This is a genomic window from Enterococcus moraviensis ATCC BAA-383 (assembly GCF_000407445.1).
GTDB classification, from domain to species: domain Bacteria; phylum Bacillota; class Bacilli; order Lactobacillales; family Enterococcaceae; genus Enterococcus_L; species Enterococcus_L moraviensis.
Genome location: NZ_ASWB01000003.1, coordinates 373,620 through 393,724, shown reverse-complemented (window position 1 = coordinate 393,724; position 20,105 = coordinate 373,620). Strand labels below are relative to the sequence as shown.

Annotated in this window: 25 protein-coding genes; 20 read left to right on the top strand and 5 right to left on the bottom strand. The window is 34.5% G+C overall.

Annotated elements, in window-relative coordinates; genetic code table 11:
• Positions 1 to 2 precede the first annotated feature (2 nt).
• From I586_RS11960 to I586_RS11895, 13 genes are all read left to right on the top strand, one after another.
• Positions 3 to 524 carry a hypothetical protein gene (locus I586_RS11960; protein WP_010766397.1) on the top strand — a complete coding sequence of 174 codons (522 nt, stop codon included), beginning with the start codon at positions 3 to 5 and terminating at the stop codon, positions 522 to 524.
• A 149-nt stretch (positions 525 to 673) separates the two neighbouring features.
• Complete coding sequence (locus I586_RS11955; RefSeq protein WP_010766396.1) at positions 674 to 1,090, top strand: EndoU domain-containing protein; 417 nt, start codon at positions 674 to 676, stop codon at positions 1,088 to 1,090.
• Positions 1,091 to 1,102: 12 nt separating this feature from the next.
• Positions 1,103 to 1,510, top strand: a complete 408-nt coding sequence (locus tag I586_RS11950) for a hypothetical protein (protein WP_034702426.1) — start codon at positions 1,103 to 1,105, stop codon at positions 1,508 to 1,510.
• A 189-nt stretch (positions 1,511 to 1,699) separates the two neighbouring features.
• Positions 1,700 to 1,966 carry a hypothetical protein gene (locus tag I586_RS11945; RefSeq protein WP_139242753.1) on the top strand — a complete coding sequence of 89 codons (267 nt, stop codon included), beginning with the start codon at positions 1,700 to 1,702 and terminating at the stop codon, positions 1,964 to 1,966.
• 4 nt (positions 1,967 to 1,970) lie between these two features.
• Positions 1,971 to 2,420 carry a hypothetical protein gene (locus tag I586_RS11940; RefSeq protein WP_010766393.1) on the top strand — a complete coding sequence of 150 codons (450 nt, stop codon included), beginning with the start codon at positions 1,971 to 1,973 and terminating at the stop codon, positions 2,418 to 2,420.
• A 445-nt stretch (positions 2,421 to 2,865) separates the two neighbouring features.
• On the top strand, positions 2,866 to 3,180 hold the full coding sequence (locus I586_RS11930) for a hypothetical protein (protein ID WP_010766391.1): 315 nt from the start codon (positions 2,866 to 2,868) through the stop codon (positions 3,178 to 3,180).
• Positions 3,170 to 3,367 carry a hypothetical protein gene (locus tag I586_RS11925; protein WP_139242719.1) on the top strand — a complete coding sequence of 66 codons (198 nt, stop codon included), beginning with the start codon at positions 3,170 to 3,172 and terminating at the stop codon, positions 3,365 to 3,367. The genes I586_RS11930 and I586_RS11925 overlap by 11 nt, the downstream gene beginning before the upstream one ends.
• 3 nt (positions 3,368 to 3,370) lie before the next feature.
• The gene (locus I586_RS11920; RefSeq protein ID WP_010766389.1) at positions 3,371 to 3,751 is read left to right on the top strand and encodes a hypothetical protein; all 381 of its coding nucleotides are present in this window, start codon (positions 3,371 to 3,373) and stop codon (positions 3,749 to 3,751) included.
• Positions 3,752 to 4,192: 441 nt separating this feature from the next.
• Complete coding sequence (locus tag I586_RS11915; protein ID WP_010766388.1) at positions 4,193 to 4,486, top strand: barstar family protein; 294 nt, start codon at positions 4,193 to 4,195, stop codon at positions 4,484 to 4,486.
• Positions 4,487 to 4,757: 271 nt separating this feature from the next.
• On the top strand, positions 4,758 to 5,618 hold the full coding sequence (mreC, locus tag I586_RS11910) for a rod shape-determining protein MreC (RefSeq protein ID WP_034702423.1): 861 nt from the start codon (positions 4,758 to 4,760) through the stop codon (positions 5,616 to 5,618).
• A gap of 7 nt (positions 5,619 to 5,625) precedes the next feature.
• Entirely contained in the window at positions 5,626 to 6,135 is a 510-nt protein-coding gene (mreD, locus tag I586_RS11905; RefSeq protein ID WP_034702521.1) for a rod shape-determining protein MreD, read from the top strand.
• Between the two features lie 238 nt (positions 6,136 to 6,373).
• Positions 6,374 to 7,702, top strand: a complete 1,329-nt coding sequence (locus I586_RS11900) for a coiled-coil domain-containing protein (protein ID WP_010766385.1) — start codon at positions 6,374 to 6,376, stop codon at positions 7,700 to 7,702.
• A gap of 321 nt (positions 7,703 to 8,023) precedes the next feature.
• Positions 8,024 to 9,346 carry a coiled-coil domain-containing protein gene (locus tag I586_RS11895; RefSeq protein ID WP_010766384.1) on the top strand — a complete coding sequence of 441 codons (1,323 nt, stop codon included), beginning with the start codon at positions 8,024 to 8,026 and terminating at the stop codon, positions 9,344 to 9,346.
• Positions 9,347 to 9,450: 104 nt separating this feature from the next.
• Here I586_RS11895 and I586_RS11890 read toward each other — a convergent pair whose 3' ends face one another.
• The gene (locus tag I586_RS11890; protein ID WP_010766383.1) at positions 9,451 to 11,256 is read right to left on the bottom strand and encodes a M3 family oligoendopeptidase; all 1,806 of its coding nucleotides are present in this window, start codon (positions 11,254 to 11,256) and stop codon (positions 9,451 to 9,453) included.
• A 116-nt stretch (positions 11,257 to 11,372) separates the two neighbouring features.
• On the opposite strand from I586_RS11890, the gene I586_RS11885 reads away from it, so the two are divergent.
• From I586_RS11885 to I586_RS11855, 7 genes are all read left to right on the top strand, one after another.
• Positions 11,373 to 11,876 carry a VanZ family protein gene (locus I586_RS11885; RefSeq protein WP_010766382.1) on the top strand — a complete coding sequence of 168 codons (504 nt, stop codon included), beginning with the start codon at positions 11,373 to 11,375 and terminating at the stop codon, positions 11,874 to 11,876.
• Between the two features lie 178 nt (positions 11,877 to 12,054).
• Positions 12,055 to 12,447 (top strand): YxeA family protein, encoded by a 393-nt coding sequence (locus I586_RS11880; RefSeq protein ID WP_010766381.1) that lies wholly within the window; start codon positions 12,055 to 12,057, stop codon positions 12,445 to 12,447.
• 46 nt (positions 12,448 to 12,493) lie between these two features.
• Positions 12,494 to 12,703 (top strand): hypothetical protein, encoded by a 210-nt coding sequence (locus I586_RS11875; protein ID WP_010766380.1) that lies wholly within the window; start codon positions 12,494 to 12,496, stop codon positions 12,701 to 12,703.
• Positions 12,704 to 13,010: 307 nt separating this feature from the next.
• Positions 13,011 to 13,736 carry a YebC/PmpR family DNA-binding transcriptional regulator gene (locus tag I586_RS11870; RefSeq protein WP_010766379.1) on the top strand — a complete coding sequence of 242 codons (726 nt, stop codon included), beginning with the start codon at positions 13,011 to 13,013 and terminating at the stop codon, positions 13,734 to 13,736.
• Positions 13,737 to 13,828: 92 nt separating this feature from the next.
• Positions 13,829 to 14,218, top strand: coding sequence for a DUF1801 domain-containing protein (locus I586_RS11865; protein WP_010766378.1), 390 nt, complete (start codon positions 13,829 to 13,831; stop codon positions 14,216 to 14,218).
• Positions 14,219 to 14,923: 705 nt separating this feature from the next.
• Positions 14,924 to 15,565, top strand: a complete 642-nt coding sequence (locus I586_RS11860) for a DUF6037 family protein (RefSeq protein ID WP_010766377.1) — start codon at positions 14,924 to 14,926, stop codon at positions 15,563 to 15,565.
• A gap of 226 nt (positions 15,566 to 15,791) precedes the next feature.
• A complete protein-coding gene (locus I586_RS11855; protein WP_010766376.1) occupies positions 15,792 to 16,628 on the top strand; it encodes an Abi family protein in 837 nt (278 codons plus the stop codon).
• Positions 16,629 to 16,954: 326 nt separating this feature from the next.
• Here the strand turns inward: I586_RS11855 and I586_RS11850 are convergent, their stop codons facing one another.
• From I586_RS11850 to I586_RS11835, 4 genes are all read right to left on the bottom strand, one after another.
• Positions 16,955 to 17,881, bottom strand: a complete 927-nt coding sequence (locus tag I586_RS11850; RefSeq protein ID WP_010766375.1) for a LacI family DNA-binding transcriptional regulator — start codon at positions 17,879 to 17,881, stop codon at positions 16,955 to 16,957.
• Positions 17,882 to 17,900: 19 nt separating this feature from the next.
• On the bottom strand, positions 17,901 to 18,191 hold the full coding sequence (locus I586_RS11845; RefSeq protein ID WP_010766374.1) for a hypothetical protein: 291 nt from the start codon (positions 18,189 to 18,191) through the stop codon (positions 17,901 to 17,903).
• A gap of 75 nt (positions 18,192 to 18,266) precedes the next feature.
• Positions 18,267 to 19,205, bottom strand: coding sequence for a 1-phosphofructokinase family hexose kinase (locus I586_RS11840; RefSeq protein ID WP_010766373.1), 939 nt, complete (start codon positions 19,203 to 19,205; stop codon positions 18,267 to 18,269).
• 125 nt (positions 19,206 to 19,330) lie between these two features.
• Complete coding sequence (locus tag I586_RS11835; protein WP_010766372.1) at positions 19,331 to 20,038, bottom strand: GntR family transcriptional regulator; 708 nt, start codon at positions 20,036 to 20,038, stop codon at positions 19,331 to 19,333.
• Between the last annotated feature and the right edge of the window lie 67 nt (positions 20,039 to 20,105).

Here is a 20,105-nt window from a genome sequence, read left to right as displayed (position 1 = left end):
TTATGAGAGAAGAGATAATTAGTGAAAATTTATTAAAAGATTACTATCAAATTTTTAGTAATCCTCAAACGTTAAAGGACTTTTTTAGCTATTATGAGGCATTAGTACGCTTTGTAAAAAAGCATCCTGTAGAATTTACTGACGAAGTAAAAGACGAATGGGGTTTGAATGAACTTCTGGATATCAATATAAATGAATATATAGTTGCTAACCCAGATATTTGCTTAGATATGGAAGCAAAGCGTTTAGTAAGAGACTATGAAAGTATAGATACTTTAGCAATGTCTATCAGAGACACTTTGTGGGATATGGTCACAATATATTCTGGAAAAGATTGCCCGATAACACCTAATGATGAGTTACGCTATATTAAGATAAAATATGCGGATGATTCAGAGCGACTGCTGCTAGAATGTGCTGGTTGTGGATGGACAGAAGATGTTGAAGGTAATGAATACGAAGGGCCTTTTGGTCGAGTGTTTCCAGTTAATAAAGATGACCTAGAAAAATATATTGATTTGTAGTATAAGATAAATAACGAGCACAGAGCATGACTGAAAATAGTTTTGTTCTATGCTCATTATTTATATAAAATTAGCTATTCATACCAATTTTTCAACAAGTATTTAAATGCGAATGGGCAAGACTTGTAAATAGGTGACAAGTACCACAAATGAAAGAAAAAATACTTTGGGGTCAAAGAAAGAATCCAAAGAAAAATGAAATAATTGGGGGGCATTCTCCAGATATTAATAATAGTCATCCTAATTATGCAACGGAAATTATTAAAAGAAACCCTGATGGTACCATGGATATAAAATATACTACCCAATTTCCTGATGGAAAACTTGCTAAAATAAAAAATAGCACAATTTTTCCAGAAGTATGGACGGATACAAAAATTTTAGATAGTATAAAAAATATTGGGAATTCTTCTTCAATAAGTGTTAGAGGTAGAGATGGTGCAACACTTCATAGACAAATTGTTGACGGTGTAGAAATAGATGTAATTAAGTTGGGAGATAATATTATTAGTGGTTATCCAACTGGGAAAGTAAATGCGCCATTACCAGGAGGTTTTTCTAAATAGAGGGGGAAAATGATGTATACAGAAGTAGATAAAATTTTGTCAGAAGATAGTTCAGATAATTATTTCTATGATGATGAATTTATGTATGTACAAGAATTAATAAGTAAATTTACAGAGGATGATTGGAAGTATCTAGTCCAAAATTTAAAGAATAAAGAAGATAAATACAAAATTAGGCTGGCCTATTGTATAGATGAAGACACGGGTATGAATGGCTTCAATTTATTATTAGAATTACTTGATGAAAATGATGAAGTGGCTGAATATGCTATAGATTCATTGCGCTCGTTTGATGAAGAGCCTTATAAAAAAATGATTGTATCTGATAAGGAAATAATTGATAAAGCAGAAAATTTATTAAAAAGCGCAAGTTTGCCAGTAAAACGGATTTTAGAAGCATTTTTACAACAAAATAAATAAAAAAGGTACTTCACTATCTGATTGGCGTCGGATAGTAAAGCCTTGACTAGTAAGAATGCACTCGATAATCAAGTTGCCAATAAATGAAACAGTATTAGTGAGATTTGCTTGCTGATGCTGTTTTTACATTTATTCTATCACAATCATTCTGTCTTTGTTCCTCAACAAATCTATGATGAGGCGATTCCTATGATTCAAGGAACTTCAAATGCATTTAAGTCTACAGATACTATGAAAAATGGTGCGAAATATGAATTTCAATTATCTGATGGTCAGAAAGCTATTATTAGATGGCATGAGCCAGATCCTGTTGCAGCAGCCAAGTTTCCAAATTCAGCATCAGGTTCAAGATGGACTGCTCAAATTAAGATAGGAAATAAACAAGTAACTGTTGAGGGACTATGGACAAAAAAACAAAACTTAAATGAAGTTCATGTTCCAGTTCAAGGGAGGTAATAGAATGGAAAAAGTCATGAAAAAAGAAGATTATTCTGAAATGCCATGGATGTCTGCAGATAAATTGTATTTATTATTTGAACAAGCTATCGTAGACTTTAAAAATAAAAAATTAACCAAGAAAGAATTTTTTGATATTTTAGACGAATTGATGATGAGACAAGGAGATACTTACGAAAATTTAAAAGAACCTTTAAGAAGTGAACTAGATAATGTTTTGTGTAGCTTATGGAATACTGAAAATTATGATGATGTAGATATAATAACATCATTACTAATAAATTTAGGATTGAAAAAGACTTATAATAAAATGAAAGAATCTATTAAAGACAATACAAATATATCTTCAGAAATACTTGAAGAAATAGAAGATACCATTGAAGAGGTAGGGGATAATATAGAAGACCCTTACCATGATTACATGAAAAAAACAACAGAACAAGACCCTGAATAATCAATGAAATAAAAAGGTACTTCACTATCTGATTGGCGTCGGATAGTAAAGCCTTGACTAGTAAGAATGCACTCGATAATCAAGTTGCCAATAAATGAAACAGTATTAGTGAGATTTGCTTGCTGATGCTGTTTTTAGTTTTATTTTACCATATTCGTTCCTTAACAAATCTATGATGAGGTATTCCTGTGATTCAGCGAAAGCTTTTTACTCGGCAGTCTTGATTCCCTTAGCTCAAGGTGGGATACTGTTAACAGATGCAATTGAAACAGGTTTTACAATCTTCTAATACTGTAAAGTCACCAGTTATAGAAATATCGGGTGGGCAATACAAAAGGTATGAAGGAACTGCAGGTCCTCAAATAATAAAGGATAGCCTTGGTAACAGAGTAGGTGCTTTACCTGCCGGGGGGAATCAAGTATACATTCCGGAGGTAGATAAAAGTTGGTTCGAAAAATAAATTGTGATTGCAGTGAGAGAACTGGAACAGAAATAACATCAATCGCTTATTTTAAGGAAATAAAATTATTTTTCTTAAAGCAAACTAAAAATAAAATATTTATATCAAAGAAAGTCACTCGTCCATATTACAGTGGGGTAGGACAAAATGAAGTTATAGAATGGTATGCTGATAAGTGGTATGTTTGTAATTGCTGTTGTACTCTGTGGGAAGTGAATTATCCAGATTTTCCTGCACAAGGTTTTGTTAGAAAATATTCTGATGGAAAATATTATGCGAAAGATGAGAATGAATTATGAATATAATGGTTGGAAATTTACCAATGAAGGAGATGGAATGGTATTTTATCATCCTGGAGACGGAATACATGGAGGTTCCTATTATGGCTTTTCAACAGGCGATACTGGTAAAGTGAAAATTGTTGGGGAAGATTATATAGATTTCTCAAACGATAAAGCAACAATCATAATATTGGGTGGTGAATGATATTTGAAGAAATTAACTTTAGGTGGAAAATTTTATTGGTTCATAGCTACTCTAGAGAAAAGCGGTATGTTTATTTTGGAATTATCTAATGAAGAAATAGAAACATTCATATTTGAAGATTTAATAGTTGGTGTTACCTCTTTTTTCAGTAAAAATAATTTAATTGAATTGAAAGAGAATGGACTAATTGATGAGGATGTTGAAAAAAAAGCTTATCTTCTTAGGGAAAAAGTGCTAAATCTTGATAATACAAATTTATGGAATATTAATAGTGTGAGACAAAGTTCTGAGTGGCTAGATATATTTAGATTATCTGATGAGTTGAAGAATAAGCTTCATGAAAGATGGTCAGATGAAGAAATAGAATACTTGAAAACAATATAAAACGGCACTTTATCATATGACTGGTAATTAAGTTGCTAATCATTGAAACAGTATTAGTGAGACGAAACAGTATTAGTGCGACTTGCTCACTGATGCTGTTTTTGTTTTAATTCACCATCTTCGTTCCTTACAAAAATTATGATGTAATGATCCCGACGTTTCAGCTGCCTTTCGAAATGGCAAAGACTTACAAATCGGTGACAAGTACCATCCCGCTCTAGGGGCGTTAGTGTCAGCAAGGCAGTATCTTGAAGATAGTTATAAATTTATGACAGAAGTTCAAGGGAGAGTGTGGCGTGAGGCAGATGTAGGCTTAATCGGAGATATGTCACGAGCGAAGTCACCTAGAACGTTTAAATGATGGTTTGATATATATCAACAAATCACTAAAAAACAATGCATTTTATTGGTAATATTAGAAATTGTAGGAGTGGAAATAATATGCGCGATTCGATAAAAAAGGAAGTTACGATAGATTTAAAAAAAGTAACAACAAAAAAAGAGTTACAAATTTTATTAAAAAAAAAGCTTGATTTTCCTGATTATTATGGAGAAAATTGGGATGCTTTTTGGGATACTATAACTGGTTTAGTTGAATTACCAGAGAAAATAATACTTGAACATTGGTTAGAGTTGGAAAATTTTATTCCAGACGAAGCAACTTTATTAAAAGAGATGCTTTATAACTTTAATAGAAAATACCCTATGATGAAAATTGAAATAGAGTATAAATAGTAAAGTGCTTGCTAAAAAGGCTCAAGGAACAAGTCGAAGTGCTAGCTATTTCTTGAATTTCTCGGGCACTCACAAAAGACAGTCTATTTTAAATTTGAAACGAAATAAGCACGTTTAACTACAACATGAATTGCTTATTCACACAGTGATTTCAACCATATAGAAACTTTATTTAATAAAATTAAGTAAAGACGTACCACAGCTCTTTTGTTTGCCTTTAATTAGTGGTAAAATTATTGCTATCAGTCTAAAGATTATTCGGGGTGTCGATGTGAAAAAATTTAATCCAAATAAAAATATAATTATCACGTTGGTCATAGTGATCATCGTAGTTACCATTATTAGTTTAACTGCGGCTCACAGAGCGAACGACGGGAAAACCAATCTAGGTCAATCGGCAGTCAATGATAGTGTAGGCTTTGTTGACAAGGTGATCTCATTTCCAGCTAGAATGATTGGGAGTGGCGTATCGTCAATCAGCTCTCTTTTCAATACCTACGATGAGAATGAACGATTAAAAGAAAGAATTGATGGGTATGGTGAATTATCCATCCAAAATGACAATTTGAAAAAAGAAAATGAAACATTGAAAAAAGAATTAGCGTTGAATGAAACGTTAGGCAATTATGAGAAAGTAACAGCAACAGTCGTTTCACGCTCGCCAGATATGTGGCAAGATTTATTGATTGTTGATCGTGGATCTAATGATGGGATCGAACCAAACATGGCTGTTTTAGCGCAAAAAGGGTTGATTGGTCGGGTTATCGAAGTGAATGCGACATCATCCAAAGTTGAACTATTAACATCTAAAAACCAAAATTCGAATCATTTCCCAGTTCAAATCAACTCTGAAAAAGGGGATTCATATGGACTTTTGAAGAATTATGATGACAAAGAAAATACGCTGATTGTGAGTCAATTGGTTGGTGATATGGATATCAAAGAGGGCGACATTGTTCAAACATCTGGGTTAGGACAAAATTCTCCAGCGAATTTACCTGTAGGGGTGGTTCAAAAAGTCAAACCAGATAGTTACGGGTTAGATCGAGAAGTTTATGTTAAACCGTATGCAGAAATGTATAATATACCTGTTGTGACAATCATCAAAAGATTAGCTGGAGCGGGGGAGTAAGATGCAAATAATCCGAAAAGAAAATGTAAAGTACTATGCGCCAGTAGTTTTCTTTTTATTAATGCTGATCGATGGTCAATTGACACAGGGAGCGTTAAATTTAACAGATAATGTTTATTTTGCAAATGCGCACTTTATGTTGTTAGCATTTTTGATGGCAGTCCCTACCCTGTCAAAACGTTATTTGTTGATTGCAGCAATAGTCTTGGGGCTGATTTGTGACAGTTACTATATTGGAATCATTGGAATTTATACCGTTGCTTTAACAGCAACGGTTATGATGATGTACCGATTTCAGCGAGTAGTTCACACCAATTTGCTTACTGCGTTTTTTGGAATGGTTATTTTTGTAACGACGTATGAATTGATTGCAGTGGGACTACAAATTATTTTTCACCTATCAAATGTGGCTCCTTTATTATTTATCACGAAGGTTTTAGGCCCAACATTGCTTTTTAATATGTTGATATTTGTTATTTTTTCTTATCCATTAAAAAGATTATTCGGCAATGAATAGTCTTTTTTTCTTTTTTAGCACCACGTAATACAGCCTGGTGTCATTATTTAAAAATAATCTTATTTAAATCTCTAAAAATCACTGGTGTTATTTAAATGGGATTCATGAAACAATTTTGTAATATCCTTTTTATCTGTATGTCATACTGCTATGTTACAATAATCACGTTGTTAATTTAGACTAAGACAGAAATGATACCTATAACTCATATATATAGTAAATGCTGGAGGATTAAAACGTGAAAAAAAGTATATTATCAGCATTAATGGTTTGTTCAATTACGCTCACTTCAGTTGCCTTGCCTATGGCTGCAGTTGCGGATGACTATGATACAAAGATTGAACAACAAGATGAAATCATTAATGGACTAAAAACAAAAGAATCAGAAGCGGCAACGAAATTAGCTGCAATCGAATCGGATATGCTGACTACAGCAACAAAAATCGATGAATTAACGGCTAAGAAAAAGACACTTAAAAACGAAATAACAAAATTATATAGTGAAATCTCTGACTTAAATGTTCGTATTCAAAAAAGAGAAGTTCAAATGCGTAATCAAGCGCGCGATGTTCAAGTCAGTGGAACAAGCACTAATTATTTAGATGTCATCGTTAACTCTGAATCGATCTCAGATGCAATCAGCCGAGTTCAAGGAATCACAACATTAGTGAATGCCAATAATGAACTATTAGAACAACAAACATCTGATAAAGAAGACGTAGAGAAAAAGTCTGAAACAGTAGAAACACAGATTTCAGTTTTAGAAACGTCTACCAAAGATTTAAAAAGTAAGCAAGATACTTTAAATAATTTAAAGCTTGAACAAGAAATTGCTAAAAATGATTTGGAAGCACAACGTTCAACAGAAGAAAGTAAAAAATCTGAATTTGTTGCACAAAAAGCTGCCGCTCAAAAGAAATTAGAACAAGAACAAGCAAAACAAGCGAAACAAGCAGAAGATCAAAGAAAAGCAGAAGCTGCAGCTGCAGTAAAATTAGCTGAAGCACAAGCTGCAAATCCTGGTCTAGCTCAAACAAATCTTGTAGAAGAAAACGGCACAACGAGCACAACACCGGAAGCGCCAAAAGCAGTAGAGACACCTAGTGGTAATAACACTAGCGGCGGTAGCAGTATCGGTACTGGTGGCGTTTCAGCTGCGAAGAAAAAGGCAGCACAAATTGCGTTGAATGCTGTCGGTCAAACAAACCCAACTGGTTGGGGTCAAAGTGGTGAATGTATTGTTGCTGTACAAAATTGGTTAAATGCAGCAGGAGTAAGATTTACACCAGGTGGACCTCATAGTGGATACACTCAGTCAGGCGCAGTACAAGTTTCTTGGTCTGATGTTCAAGTTGGCGATGTTGTCCAATACGAAAATGCACTTAGTCCAGATGCTTGGCTAGACGGAGTTCATACAGTCTTAGTTGTTGGTGTCAAAGGTAGTTCAGTTCAAATTGTTGAATCAAATAATCCGGCTGGTTCTGGATATGTTTCAACAACTACTGGTTGGACACCAAGTCCATATGCGGCAAACTTCAGAGCAGTTGTATGGCGTTTTCCAGGATAATCTAAGTTGAAAAATCAAATCCCTAACGGCAAAATCTCAATGAAATTGCTGTTAGGGATTGTTTGTACTATAGCAAATGTTGACGTATGGAGATAAAACTAGTACGAAGTTTAAATTTAGTTGATTTTCATAAAGGAAAAACCTGTGAAAAGACCGTTATATCAGCCGTCATACTTGTCTTTCAAAAATGAAATACTTCTGTAACATTTTCTTTATCTGTATGACATGTGACTATGATACAATGATTTCGTTGTTAATAAAAGAATGTAAATTACTCAAAAGATGAATATATTATAAGTGAAAAAACCGGAGGAATGAATAGTGAAGAAAAGTGTATTACCATTACTAATGATTTGCTCATTAGCCCTTACGTCTGTAGCATTACCAACAATGGCCTCAGCAGATGAAGTGGACTCAAAAATTCAACAAAAAGACCAAACAATTTCTGGATTGAAATCTCAAGAAGCGGACGCTCAAAGTCAAGTGGCTGCAGTACAAAGCCAAGTTGCTTCTATTAATGAAAAAGCTGAAACATTATTAGCTGAACAAAGTAAATTAAGATCAACATCTACTGATTTAGAAAAAGAAATCAAACAACTTAAAAAACGTATCGAAAAACGTGAAGTAGCGATTCAAAACCAAGCGCGTGACGTACAAGTTAATGGTAACAGCACAAGCTACATGGATGCATTATTGAATGCTAAATCAGTTTCAGATGCTATTACTCGTGTAACAGCAATGTCTACGATTGTAAATGCAAATAATGATTTAGTAAAACAACAACAAGAAGACAAAAAATCAGTTGAATCTAAAAAAGCTGAAAACGAAGAAAAATTAAAAGAATTACAAGATAATCAAGTAGAACTTGAAGCTCAAAAAGGTGATCTTGTTAAAGCAGAAGCTGATTTGAACGTATTACAAACAACATTAGCTGCTGAAAGAGCAACTGCTGAAGATCAAAAAGCTGGCTTAGTTAAAGAAAAAGAAGCGGCAATTGCTGAACAAGCTCGTATTGCTGAACAAGAAAAAGTAGTAGCTGCGAATGCTAAAAAAGCAGCTGAAGAAGCTGCAGCTGCTAAAGCTACAAAACCAAGCACTACACCTGCTTCATCTTCAACTACTGAAGAATCAACAACTGAAACTTCAACAAATAATAACAATAACACTGATAACAATAATACAGGTGTGACACCTCCAACGAACAATGAGGGTAGTGGAACAGTTGAGCCAACTCCTCAACCAGAACCAACACCACCTGCACCAGAACCAGAAACACCAGTTTTACCACCATCAACTGGCGGTTCTGCAATCTCTATTGCAGCAGCTCAAGTTGGTAAACCATATGTATGGGGTTCTAAAGGTCCAAACAGCTTTGACTGTTCAGGTTTAGTGTATTATGCATTTATGAACTCAACTGGCCGTAATGTCGGTGGATACACAGTAGCACAAGAAAGTGCTGGTACTCGTATCTCTGTAGCGGAAGCTCAAGCAGGAGATTTATATTTCTGGGGTAGCCCAGGTGCTTCTTACCACGTAGCGATTGCTACAGGTGGCGGCGGTTATATCCACGCTGGGAACGAAAGTACAGGCGTTGAATACAGCAATGTTGGTTCATTTACACCAAGTTTCGCTGTACGTATGTAATCAAATTTAGTTCAACTATTTAAGAATCAGACAATTGTCTGATTCTTTTTTTTTCGCAAAATAAAGAGCAGTTTCAACAAATTACTTGTTAAAACTGCACTAGATTAGTCAATATAAGCTTCGGTTAATTCCATAAATTCATTTACATCTTTGATTACTTGGTCAATTCCAGCTTGCCAAAAATCTGGTTTTGTTAAATCAACGCCAAGATGTTTTTGAGCCAAGTCTTCTGACGTCATTGAGGCAGTATCTCGAAGCAATGCAATGTATTGATCTTCAAAATCACTCCCTTGTTTATTCGCATATGCGTAAATTCCCATACTGAATAAATAGCCAAAGGTATAAGGGAAATTATAAAATGGAACATCATCAATAAAGAAATGTAATTTGCTCGCCCAAAAATGTGGATGATACGTTCCTAAGCTATCTTGGTAACTTTCTTTTTGAGCTTCAAGCATTAATTCTGTTATTTCATCCTCGCTTAACAAGCCGTTTTGACGTGCTTCATAAAAACTATTTTCAAAAATAAAACGGGAATGAATATTCATAAACATTGCAATTGCATTTTGCATCTTAGTATCTAACAGGTTGATTTTTTCTTCAGGCGTTTCTGCTTTTTTCAATGTTGCATCAGCTACGATCAGTTCTGCGAATGTACTTGCTGTTTCTGCGACATTCATTGCATATTCACGGTCAAGGGCAGGAAGATCCCACATCACACTACTATGGAAAGCATGACCTAATTCGTGCGCTAACGTTGCAACTTCGTTGATTGAATTGCCAAAAGTCATAAAAATTCTAGATTCTTTCGTTTCAGGAAGTTCGGTACAGTAGCCACCAGGCCGTTTATCAGGACGATCTTCCGCTTCAATCCAACTATTTTCGAAGGCACCTTTAGCGAAAGTTGCCATTTTAGGGCTGAATTTTTCAAAGTTTTCCAAAATAAATTCAGCTGCTTCATCAAAACTGTAGGATTTCTCTTGCAAATCGCCTAATATGATCGGAGCATCTTGATCTTGCCAATCCATCTTTTCTTTTCCAAATAACTGTGCTTTACGTGTTAGAAAATCGATGAAAGGTTGTTTGTTCTTTTGAATGGTCGCCCACATCACATCTAACGTTTCTTTTTTCATTCGGTTGTAATTTAACGGTTTTTCTAAGAAATCAGTGACACCATGTAGCTTGTATTCACTTAAACGGAAGCCATCTAAATGATTTAACGTATCTGCTAATAATGGTGCTTTTTCACTCCATGCTTTTTCCCATTCAGAGAATAGCGCCGCACGAATTTTCGGATCGGGGTCACTCATCATTCTGTTGAACGCTTGACCAGCAGATAAAAAGGTTGTCTGACCATCTTCGTTAAATGGAATTAAAATGCTGGCAACGATAGTGTCGTAATGACTACTCCAAGCATTTAGTCCATCTAAAGATAATGTATTGATAATATTTTCTTCTTTTTCAGATAGTAATTGCTGTCCATCACGACGAATCTCATTTAAACGAAAGGCTATGGATTCAAAAGCGGGTAATGTGGTTAGGGATTGCCAATGTGTATCAGAAATTTCTGTCAATTTTTTGGTGAAAATTGTTTCAGCTAACTGAATTGCTGGTAAGAGAGAAAATAAATCCCCAGATAAAATTTTAGCTTTTTTATCTTTCGTATCAGCAGAAGATAATGCAGTAATAAAGCTGCTACATTGAGAAAAACCATCTGAAATCGTTGCTTGTATGGCCAAAATTTGTTGTAATTCTTGATAATCAGTATCCTTTTCAGGTGACCATTGTTCAATCAGTTGATGATAGTTAGCGCTTTGTTCTTGTAATGTTGTTAATCGTTGTTCCAGTTCTACTGAATGGCTACCTCCAGGGAAGATGCTATCTAGATCCCAAATGAGTGAGTAAGTCATATATGATTCCTTCTTTCTTATATTCATTTCTTCTAGTATATCACAAGAAAAAAAGAATGAGTGATTGTTTATTTTGTCTAAAAAGGCTACTATAGTAAATGAAATGAGGTGACGAATTGAAGAAGCAATTAAAAAATAGTAATTTTTACATATTTTTGGCATTTTTGATCATGGCTATTTTATTTTATAGTTCTTCTCAAACATATGAACAACAATCCCAAGTGGGCTTATTAGATAACTTGCTGGGTAACCATCCATTTGAAGATCAACTAAAGGGAATTTCGTTCAATTACGCTGGAAGTGAAGTAAGTATTCAAGCGAAAGGATATGCGAAATTTATAGAATTTTTTATTCGCAAAGGGGCGCATTTTGGCACATACTTTTTATTAGGTGGTAGCTGGTTTATTGGACTGAATATGAAAGTTAAACAACCTTTGCTGATAGGTGTTGTTGCTTGGCTAGCTGCGACCGGTTATGCTGGATTGGATGAATACCATCAAATGCTGACTGGCGGTCGCACACCGCTGTTTCAGGACGTAATGCTTGATTCTATAGGAGCACTGACAGCGGTTTTGATCTGTCTGTTTGTGATCGGTATAAAAAAATTGAGAAAAAAATAGATCACAGTAGATTAGTTCCAATTACATCAAATGAGGTGAATAAAAACAAGACATGGAATATTTCTAGTCTTGTTTTTATTTTTTGCCCAAATATAGGTCTCAAGCTGGATGTAATATGTACAAGAAAAAACTACTATAGAAAAGTGGTATAAAAACGAGTGGAAGCGAAGTGGACCGAATGAAACATTTTTGCCAATCAATAGTAGGCGTACTAATTTTTGTGGCACTATGTGCTGTAGCGCTTAGAGTGTATACCTACAATAATACTTCCACCACAGCTGGTTTGATCGATCAACTAAATCCACTAGTAAAAACAGCAACACTTTATACAAAAACAACTGAAAAGTATGAATATAAGTTCCCTGATGCGACGAGTAAAATTGAGAATTTTGTTTACCTTCAAACGTGTTATACAGGCGATGGAAAAAAGCGGAAAATAGAATATATATCATTTGGCAAACAAATGAAGCCAGACAAATTTCTTAAACTAGAAACGAAAGGACAAAGCGTTTTAAAATGGGAAGAAATCGATAAAGAAGAATTACCGGAAAAGATTCGGCATTTATTGTAGTAAAATGAAAAAGCCCCCTATATAATGACAATAAGGGGTGGAAATAATGGAGTATTTGACGATTAAAAAAAGTAATACAAGAGATACTGCAACACTAGCAGGTTTAGGAATGTTAGCTTATCGCATTTTTCCGGATTCTGAATGTATTAACATTCAATTACTAAGTGGCGCACAAGAAGAAAGTACGATTCCATTTAAAGACGGAGAAAGATTCCGATTGCGAAATAGTGAACTTTGTTTGATTATTGTTGATTAAACAAAATAAGAACGTGGTTGAGACCGAAGTGGTTATTTTTTTAGGAGTTATTTTTTAACTTGATGCCTTAGGGGTGGGATGGACTCATGGAGTCATTTCCACCCTTATTCTCGTTTTCCTTTAATCAAGAGTAAAGCTTGCAACTATTTAGAAGCATAGTAAAATAGAAAGTAAGGAAACTTGACAGGCTGGTCTTTCGGAAGAAATAAAAATAAATTGAGGCAAAAAGTTGCCGCGTTTAATTTTTCCAATTCTTCTGACAAGGCTAAATAAGCGTGCTACGCTATTTAAAATAGGAGGAGAAATAATGGCAGGTCATAGTAAATGGAAAAATATTCAGGGTAGAAAAAATGCGCAAGATGCAAAACGCGGGAAAATATTTCAAAAGCTATCAAGAGAAATTTATATGGCAGCTAAAGCAGGTGGCGCAGATCCAGCAACAAATGCAGCATTAAGACTAGTTATGGATAAGGCAAAGGCAGCTAATATGCCAAATGACAATATTGATCGCGCAATCAAAAAGGCCAGTAGTGCAGGTGAAAATGAGCATTATGATGAGATTACTTATGAAGGATATGGCCCAGCTGGCGTTGCCATTTTAGTCTATGCATTAACGGATAATCGAAATCGAACAGGAACGAATGTCCGAGTAGCCTTTACTAGAAATGGTGGTTCTTTAGGTGAAACAGGGTCGGTTAGTTATATGTTTGATCGTAAAGGATATATCGCAATTGAGCGTTCAGGATTATCTGTAGATGAGGATACGATGTTTGAAAATGTACTTGAAGCAGGAGCGGAAGATCTCGAAACATCAGAAGAAGCATTTGAAATCTACACAGCACCAGAAGAGTTTACAACAGTTAGAGATGTGTTGGAAAAAGAGGGATATACTTTAGCGCAAGCGGAGTTAACAATGGTTCCTCAAACATTGGTAGAATTGGAACAAGACCAACAAGAACAGCTACAAATCTTGATCGACAAACTAGAAGAAGATGATGATGTATCAGAGGTTTTCACATCAGCAGATATGTGATTGTTTAAAAATATTGAAAATGATGACATAAAGATGCCATCATTTCTATGCTAATTTGTAGTCATTACTTAAAAGGGAGTCGAATAAAAGAAATGACAAATAAAAATGTGGCAATTACTTTTGAACGTTATCCTGAACGTTTTCAAAAGCCTTTATTGGAACTTAGAGCACTGATTTTTGAAACAGCTGCAAGTATAAGTGCAGTAGGAGAACTAGAAGAAAGTCTGAAATGGAGCCAACCTTCGTATGCTACAAAAGCTAGTAAGAGTGGTAGTCCAATCCGAATCGATCGTTTTGGTGATGAGAAGATTGCACTATACTTTCACTGCCAAACAACCTTAGTAGAAGAGTTTAGAGCATTATTTAGTGAGGTAGTTGAATTTTCTAAGAATCGAGCAATTGTACTCGATCCTGATAAAGAACTCCCCAAAAAAGAACTGGCTTTTTGTATTGAACAAGCCTTGACTTATCATAAAAGATAACAAAAAACTATGCCGTTCACAGAAATTTGTGTAGGGTATAGTTTTTTTGCTAAATCGTATTCTATTGGTAATTATTCTCGAACTTATTATATCGATGTAAAATGGTGTCAAATAAGACTTTCTATATCTTTAAGCACTTCTAACAGCATTATATCGACCGCAATATGTGGGGGATTTTTATTTTTATATTCACCAGGTTAAGTATCTTATGCTAGACAAACGAGAACTGACATCTGTACAACATATCTAGGTAATGATAACGAGATATTTAAAAACCGTGCATCTTAACAAGCATATATGACCAACATAATATTCTTACTCACTTCATCTTGTGGGCGGAAAATTTGAATCTGCTATCTTTGGTCATTATGACAGTCGGAAAATTTGCTGTTAAAAATTCTGATAGCTTTGTTCGTGAGTTCTTCCTAAAATGATTAAAATCCATTGCTAAAAATAATCTCCATCCGTCCCTATGTTTATTATCGGAATGTGGTTTTTATATGAATCAGATAATTATATTAGATAGTGATGCTGTAGGGATGGTTAGCGATATTGGATAGGCTCGTTGGGAGTTCGAGAGTTTAGAAAATACTGCAGATTTGTGTAAGATATTGGTTTATGTGCAGATATTGAGGATAGGATTGCAAGGTTAGTTGGATATAGTTTATAATAAGATAAATAAAAAGAACTAGAGGTGGAGCGAGTATGAGCTTTCATTTTTCTAAACAAATTCCCAAACTAAAAAAATTATTGTTTGAGATGAGACGGTTAGAAATCACTATAGGGAGCTTCGAACACAACTATAATAATATTGAATCGTCCGTTATATTTGATACGAGATCAACCGATTCTTGGAAATTAGTATTCATTAAAAAGATAAAAGGTACTATCTTAGATTTACCACTTGAGAAAGGATTCCGATTCACTATTAACAGTGATGAAAAATATTGGGAGTTTATCAATTATTTCAATGTTGGTGGACGACGTGGAGAATTTAGTTTAAACGATTTTATCACTGATTTATGCAGGCAAGTTCCACTAAAATATGTAATTACAGATAACTCCAGAAAAGTAATTTTAAAATATGATAATTTAGACAGTAAAAGTGAGGGGATTTATCCTATTCGTATTGTAAATTGGCCTAAAATTCATGCTAAGAACCCTGCCTTGCCAAGTGACAAATTCCATAGATCACCTGAAAATTTGGCAAAAACAAAAGAGCTCTATCCCGATATTTATAAAGCTACAAAGTCTTACGATATCACTATAGTGTATGGAAACGATCCTAATAACAAAACGAACAGTATCATTGCGGATCCTATCCATAGTTGTGATAGGGTTTTATAGCACAAAAATCCTGACCAGTTAGGATTAAAGTAGGTGCTAAATATGAGTCTAAACATCTCGTGAACATTCTCCCTAATTGCTTTCATAATTCTTTCATTTCAATTAAAAACTTTTGACTATAGTAATAAATTACGATATGATTAATTTAATCAAAGAATCCGGGTGCTTTGCGCCTTTATATCTCACTTATAAAGTGAGATTTTTCTTTATAATTTAGGAGTAAGATATGGAAGACAAACCGTTCAAAACACTCGACGATCAAATTCAACTTTTAAAGTCTAGAAATATGCGATTTCGAAATGAGGAAAATGCTAAATATGTTCTGATTAATAACTCGTATTACGGAGGGCAATTTTTCGAGGATATGCTAGCCATCTATGATTTTGATAAATCTCTTGCTTCCATTTTATATAAATACATTATGACGATCGAGACAACATTTAAAACATCTTTAAGTTATTATATATCCCATGATCTTGGGTCAATGCAAAATCAATATCTGGATAAGACTAAATATTCCAATGGTTATAGAATTTCTACTGGCAATTTTTCTGGATCCTTTTCAATTGAAAAGACCTTTTTTGAGATAAATCAAAAAATTAAGGATACTAATATCACCTCCATTAGGCACTACACAGAAAATCATAAGAATGTTCCACCATGGATCGTTATGCCAACGCTAAGTCTAGGTGTAATTTACGAGTGGTATAGGCTGGTTAGACCGCCAATAAAAACAAATGTAGCTAATACCTTCTTGTATTCAGATAGGGATGAAACCCTAAATAAAGAAATTTTTCAGCAATCATTAAAGACAATACATCTATATCGAAATATAGTTGCACATGGCTCTAGACTAATTATGCACGAAATGCCTATAGAAAAAAGATTACGACCGAATCTAATTAAACAATATGCTAAATCAAATATTATAAATAACGATATGTGTATGATCGATCATATAGAATTTTTGCTCTATTTTCAGCTGTGTGCATACTTCTTTCAAATCGATCAACAATTAAGAAAAACTTTATCAATGAGTTACGATATTTATTTGAACAACTAAAAAGAGAGAATGAACCATTATACGAGATTTTACTATTTCGCGTCTACCTCCCTAAAAATTTTATTGAGTTATTGCAACAATATTAAATTTAAGATGGACTCAGAAAATGAAAAAAATACAACTTTAGAAGCAAATGATAAAGAAATGATTAAAAAGTATCAAAAATTTTTTAATTGGAAAATGCTTAGAAAATGAAAGTCCAAGCGCAGATATAATTAAAGCTCTAAGCAAATTTAAATAATCAACAAGCCTCAAGTTAACTATCACTGCTTTATGTACAAGCCCACCTAGATAATAAGGAGGGCTATTTTTATTTACTTGCATTTCTATGACCTTTGAATAAAGGTATAAGGAATAACCATCGTTTTTTCTTGTTCTTCTAAAAGTAAGTGAAAGGCGGCTTCCCCGCACTGATCTAAATGATGGTCTATAGTTGAAAAACCAAGCAGTCGGCTAGACAATAAATTTTCTTCTCCAATGATTTTTACCTGATCTTGGTTAAGGGATTGTAAGATGCCAGCTGCCACGTCATCACCATTCGTTACAATTGTATCAAGTTCTTTTATGGTTGAAAAATGAAGACCAGCAGCGATTCCATCTTCAAAAGACCGACAATTTCTAACAAGCATTTTATCTGACAATCCACCAAGTATTCTTTGATAAGAATCGATAACCAAAGCAGTACTAGCACTAACCGTTTCAGCTCGCCCAACGGTCAAACCAATTTTTGAATAGCCTTGTTCTTTCAAACTAGTGAATAGATCGATATAGGATTCTTCACGTTTGATCGACACACAAGAGATTGGAAACTCACCAGTGTCTTCACAGCATACAATCGGTGCATACTTTAAGTAACGAGTAATCAATTCAAAAGAAACTTTCTTTGATGTGATGATCATGCCATCCCAAGCCTTCGCAGCGAGCCCATCCAAATATCTTTTTTCTACTTTAGGATCATAATTAGTCGGTAGTAATGTCACTTTATATCCGTCGTGAAAGGCAGCATTTAAAATGCCACTGACGATTTTTTCAGAATAAGGATGATTGGCATATGGAATCATGACGGCAATATGCTTTGATTTTCCACTGCTTAAATCACGTGCTTTCGCATTTGGTATATAGTCAAGTTCATGCATGATCTCTAGTATTTTAGCGCGTTTTTCTTCAGAGACATAAGGATGATTATTTAAAACACGAGAAACCGTTGCAACTGAGTAACCAGATAACTTGGCAATATCACGAATATTTGCCATAAATGGGCTCCTTCCAAAACTAGTGACTAACGCTGATAGGACGCAAAACATTACTTAAAAAAGGCATCAAGTGATTACCGTAGTCAATAAAATGATAATGATCTTCCTCGTAATCAAAACAGATAAACTCAAGCTCCCCTTCTTCTCCAAACGTTAATCCTGTTATTTCAGCCAATTCTACTGCTTTATCGATTGGTTTGCAATAGTTATTCAAACTTCGGATGATAAGGACTCCGCTTTCCGTTGATAAAGAAACAAAGTAATAATCAAGTCCTAAACAATCCGTTAATTCAAGCATACCGTTCATCATAAAGTGATTCCTCCTGTCTTTTTTTTACTATAAAGTATGAAACGCGTATCAGGTCAAGAGGAATTGATTCACTTACTATAAAGGGGTGACGATAATTCGTTGTTGGAGACTATCGATATCTGCTTGTTTCATTTCAGGGAACCAGTTTAGGACATTAGCTGTTGAATAGCTGATAGCTTTCTTCAATACATCGATATCTTTTAGTTGTCCTAATGTCAGGTATTTGACTAATCCACCTAAAAAGAAATCACCACAAGCAATTGGATTTTTTGCTTGAACAGGCGGGATGTAAAGATGATAAATCTGTTGGTTTAACTTAGCAATAACCCCTTTAGCACCAAGAGTGATGATAAAATAAGGGATCGGAGCAGCGAATTCTGACTTTAAAAAACACATATAATCTTCTAATCCATCAAACGTTTGATCCGGGACTAAATCGCTTAATTCCTCATCGTTGATTTTGATTACATCAGGATGTCCTTTATAGGCTTCCACCAAAGCAGTTCCACTAGTATCAACGAAAAAGTGGGTATTCTTCCCTTGTAATTGCGTTTGGATCTGCGCAATATAGTCATCAGGCATCCCCTTCATGAGAGAACCCGAAAAAACAACAGTATCATTTGGTTGAATAGCATGCACTAGTTGTTCTGTAAAAGTAGTTAATAATGAACGATCAAGAACGAAACCACTTTCGTAGATAGGATAAATCCCATTATTTTTTGTATCCACCAAAATTGTGCAAACGCGTGTGTTTACCGCTACCTGTGTGATGTGTAGTTTGATGGCTTTTTTTGCGGCTAACTCTTGTAAATAGTCACCATTTCTTCCACCTAAAATAGTGTGGATACAGTAATCTGGTGTAGTCTCTTCAAAATCTAAGGCATAGGCTACATTAAAACTTTTTCCTCCTGCGAATTCACGTAGATCATACGGTCGATTTGGGACAGGGGAAGAAAAATTTTCGAGTAAAAGTGTTCGATCGATTGCAGGATTTGGGCAAATCAAATGAATCATTTAGAACAGCTCCTTAAATTGAATTGATAGGGAAACATTAAGCGGTTTCATCTCTTTGTTGGGAAGTGACACATAAAAGAAACCAAAAACCTAGAGGTCAGGATGGTTCTAACATGTGCCAGTCATCACATTTTATAGGTTGAAAATTCTATTTTATAGTAGTCCCATTTTTTATAACTTTCGACATATTCTGCCACTGTTCCATCTTGTAACGTTGTCTTTTTCATCTGGAATACAACAGGTTCTGATTCGGTGCTAGATAAAAGTTTTGCTACCTTTTTTGGAGTCGGGAATAGAATTTCATTTGTTTCAGTTGCATGTTCATCATACATGTGAATACCAAATTCTGTTTTAAAACGCTCGTAAATAGAATCATAGTAGCTCAATTCTGTGACGTCATGATTGATGAATTGGTTAGGCATAAAAGTGAAATGCAAAATAAATGCAATAGCATCAACTTTACGAATTCGGGTGATTTTTCGGTATGTTTGATCAGGTTGTAAATTTAGTTCTTTTACTATTCTTGGATCAGATTCTTCTACAATGCTAATAACCTCAACGGTTTCGGTTTTACCAGCAAAAATCTCTATATCCGTAAATTCAACGAGTTTTCGTTTTCTTGAACGAGACACATATGTTCCTTTTCCTTGATAACGTACCAAGTAGCCTTCTGATGCCAATTCTTGAATGGCTCGAATCACAGTGATGGAGCTTGCATTATATAATTTGATCAGCTCATTTTCGCTATAAAAACGATCACCGTGTTCAAATTCACCAGATTTTATTTTATTTAATAAATCATTTTTAATTTGTTGATATTTTGGAATTTTCATCGTACACCTCCATTTTTCTCTTACTTAATATAATAAGTTAAATCAAGAAAAATAGCCATGATTTTTC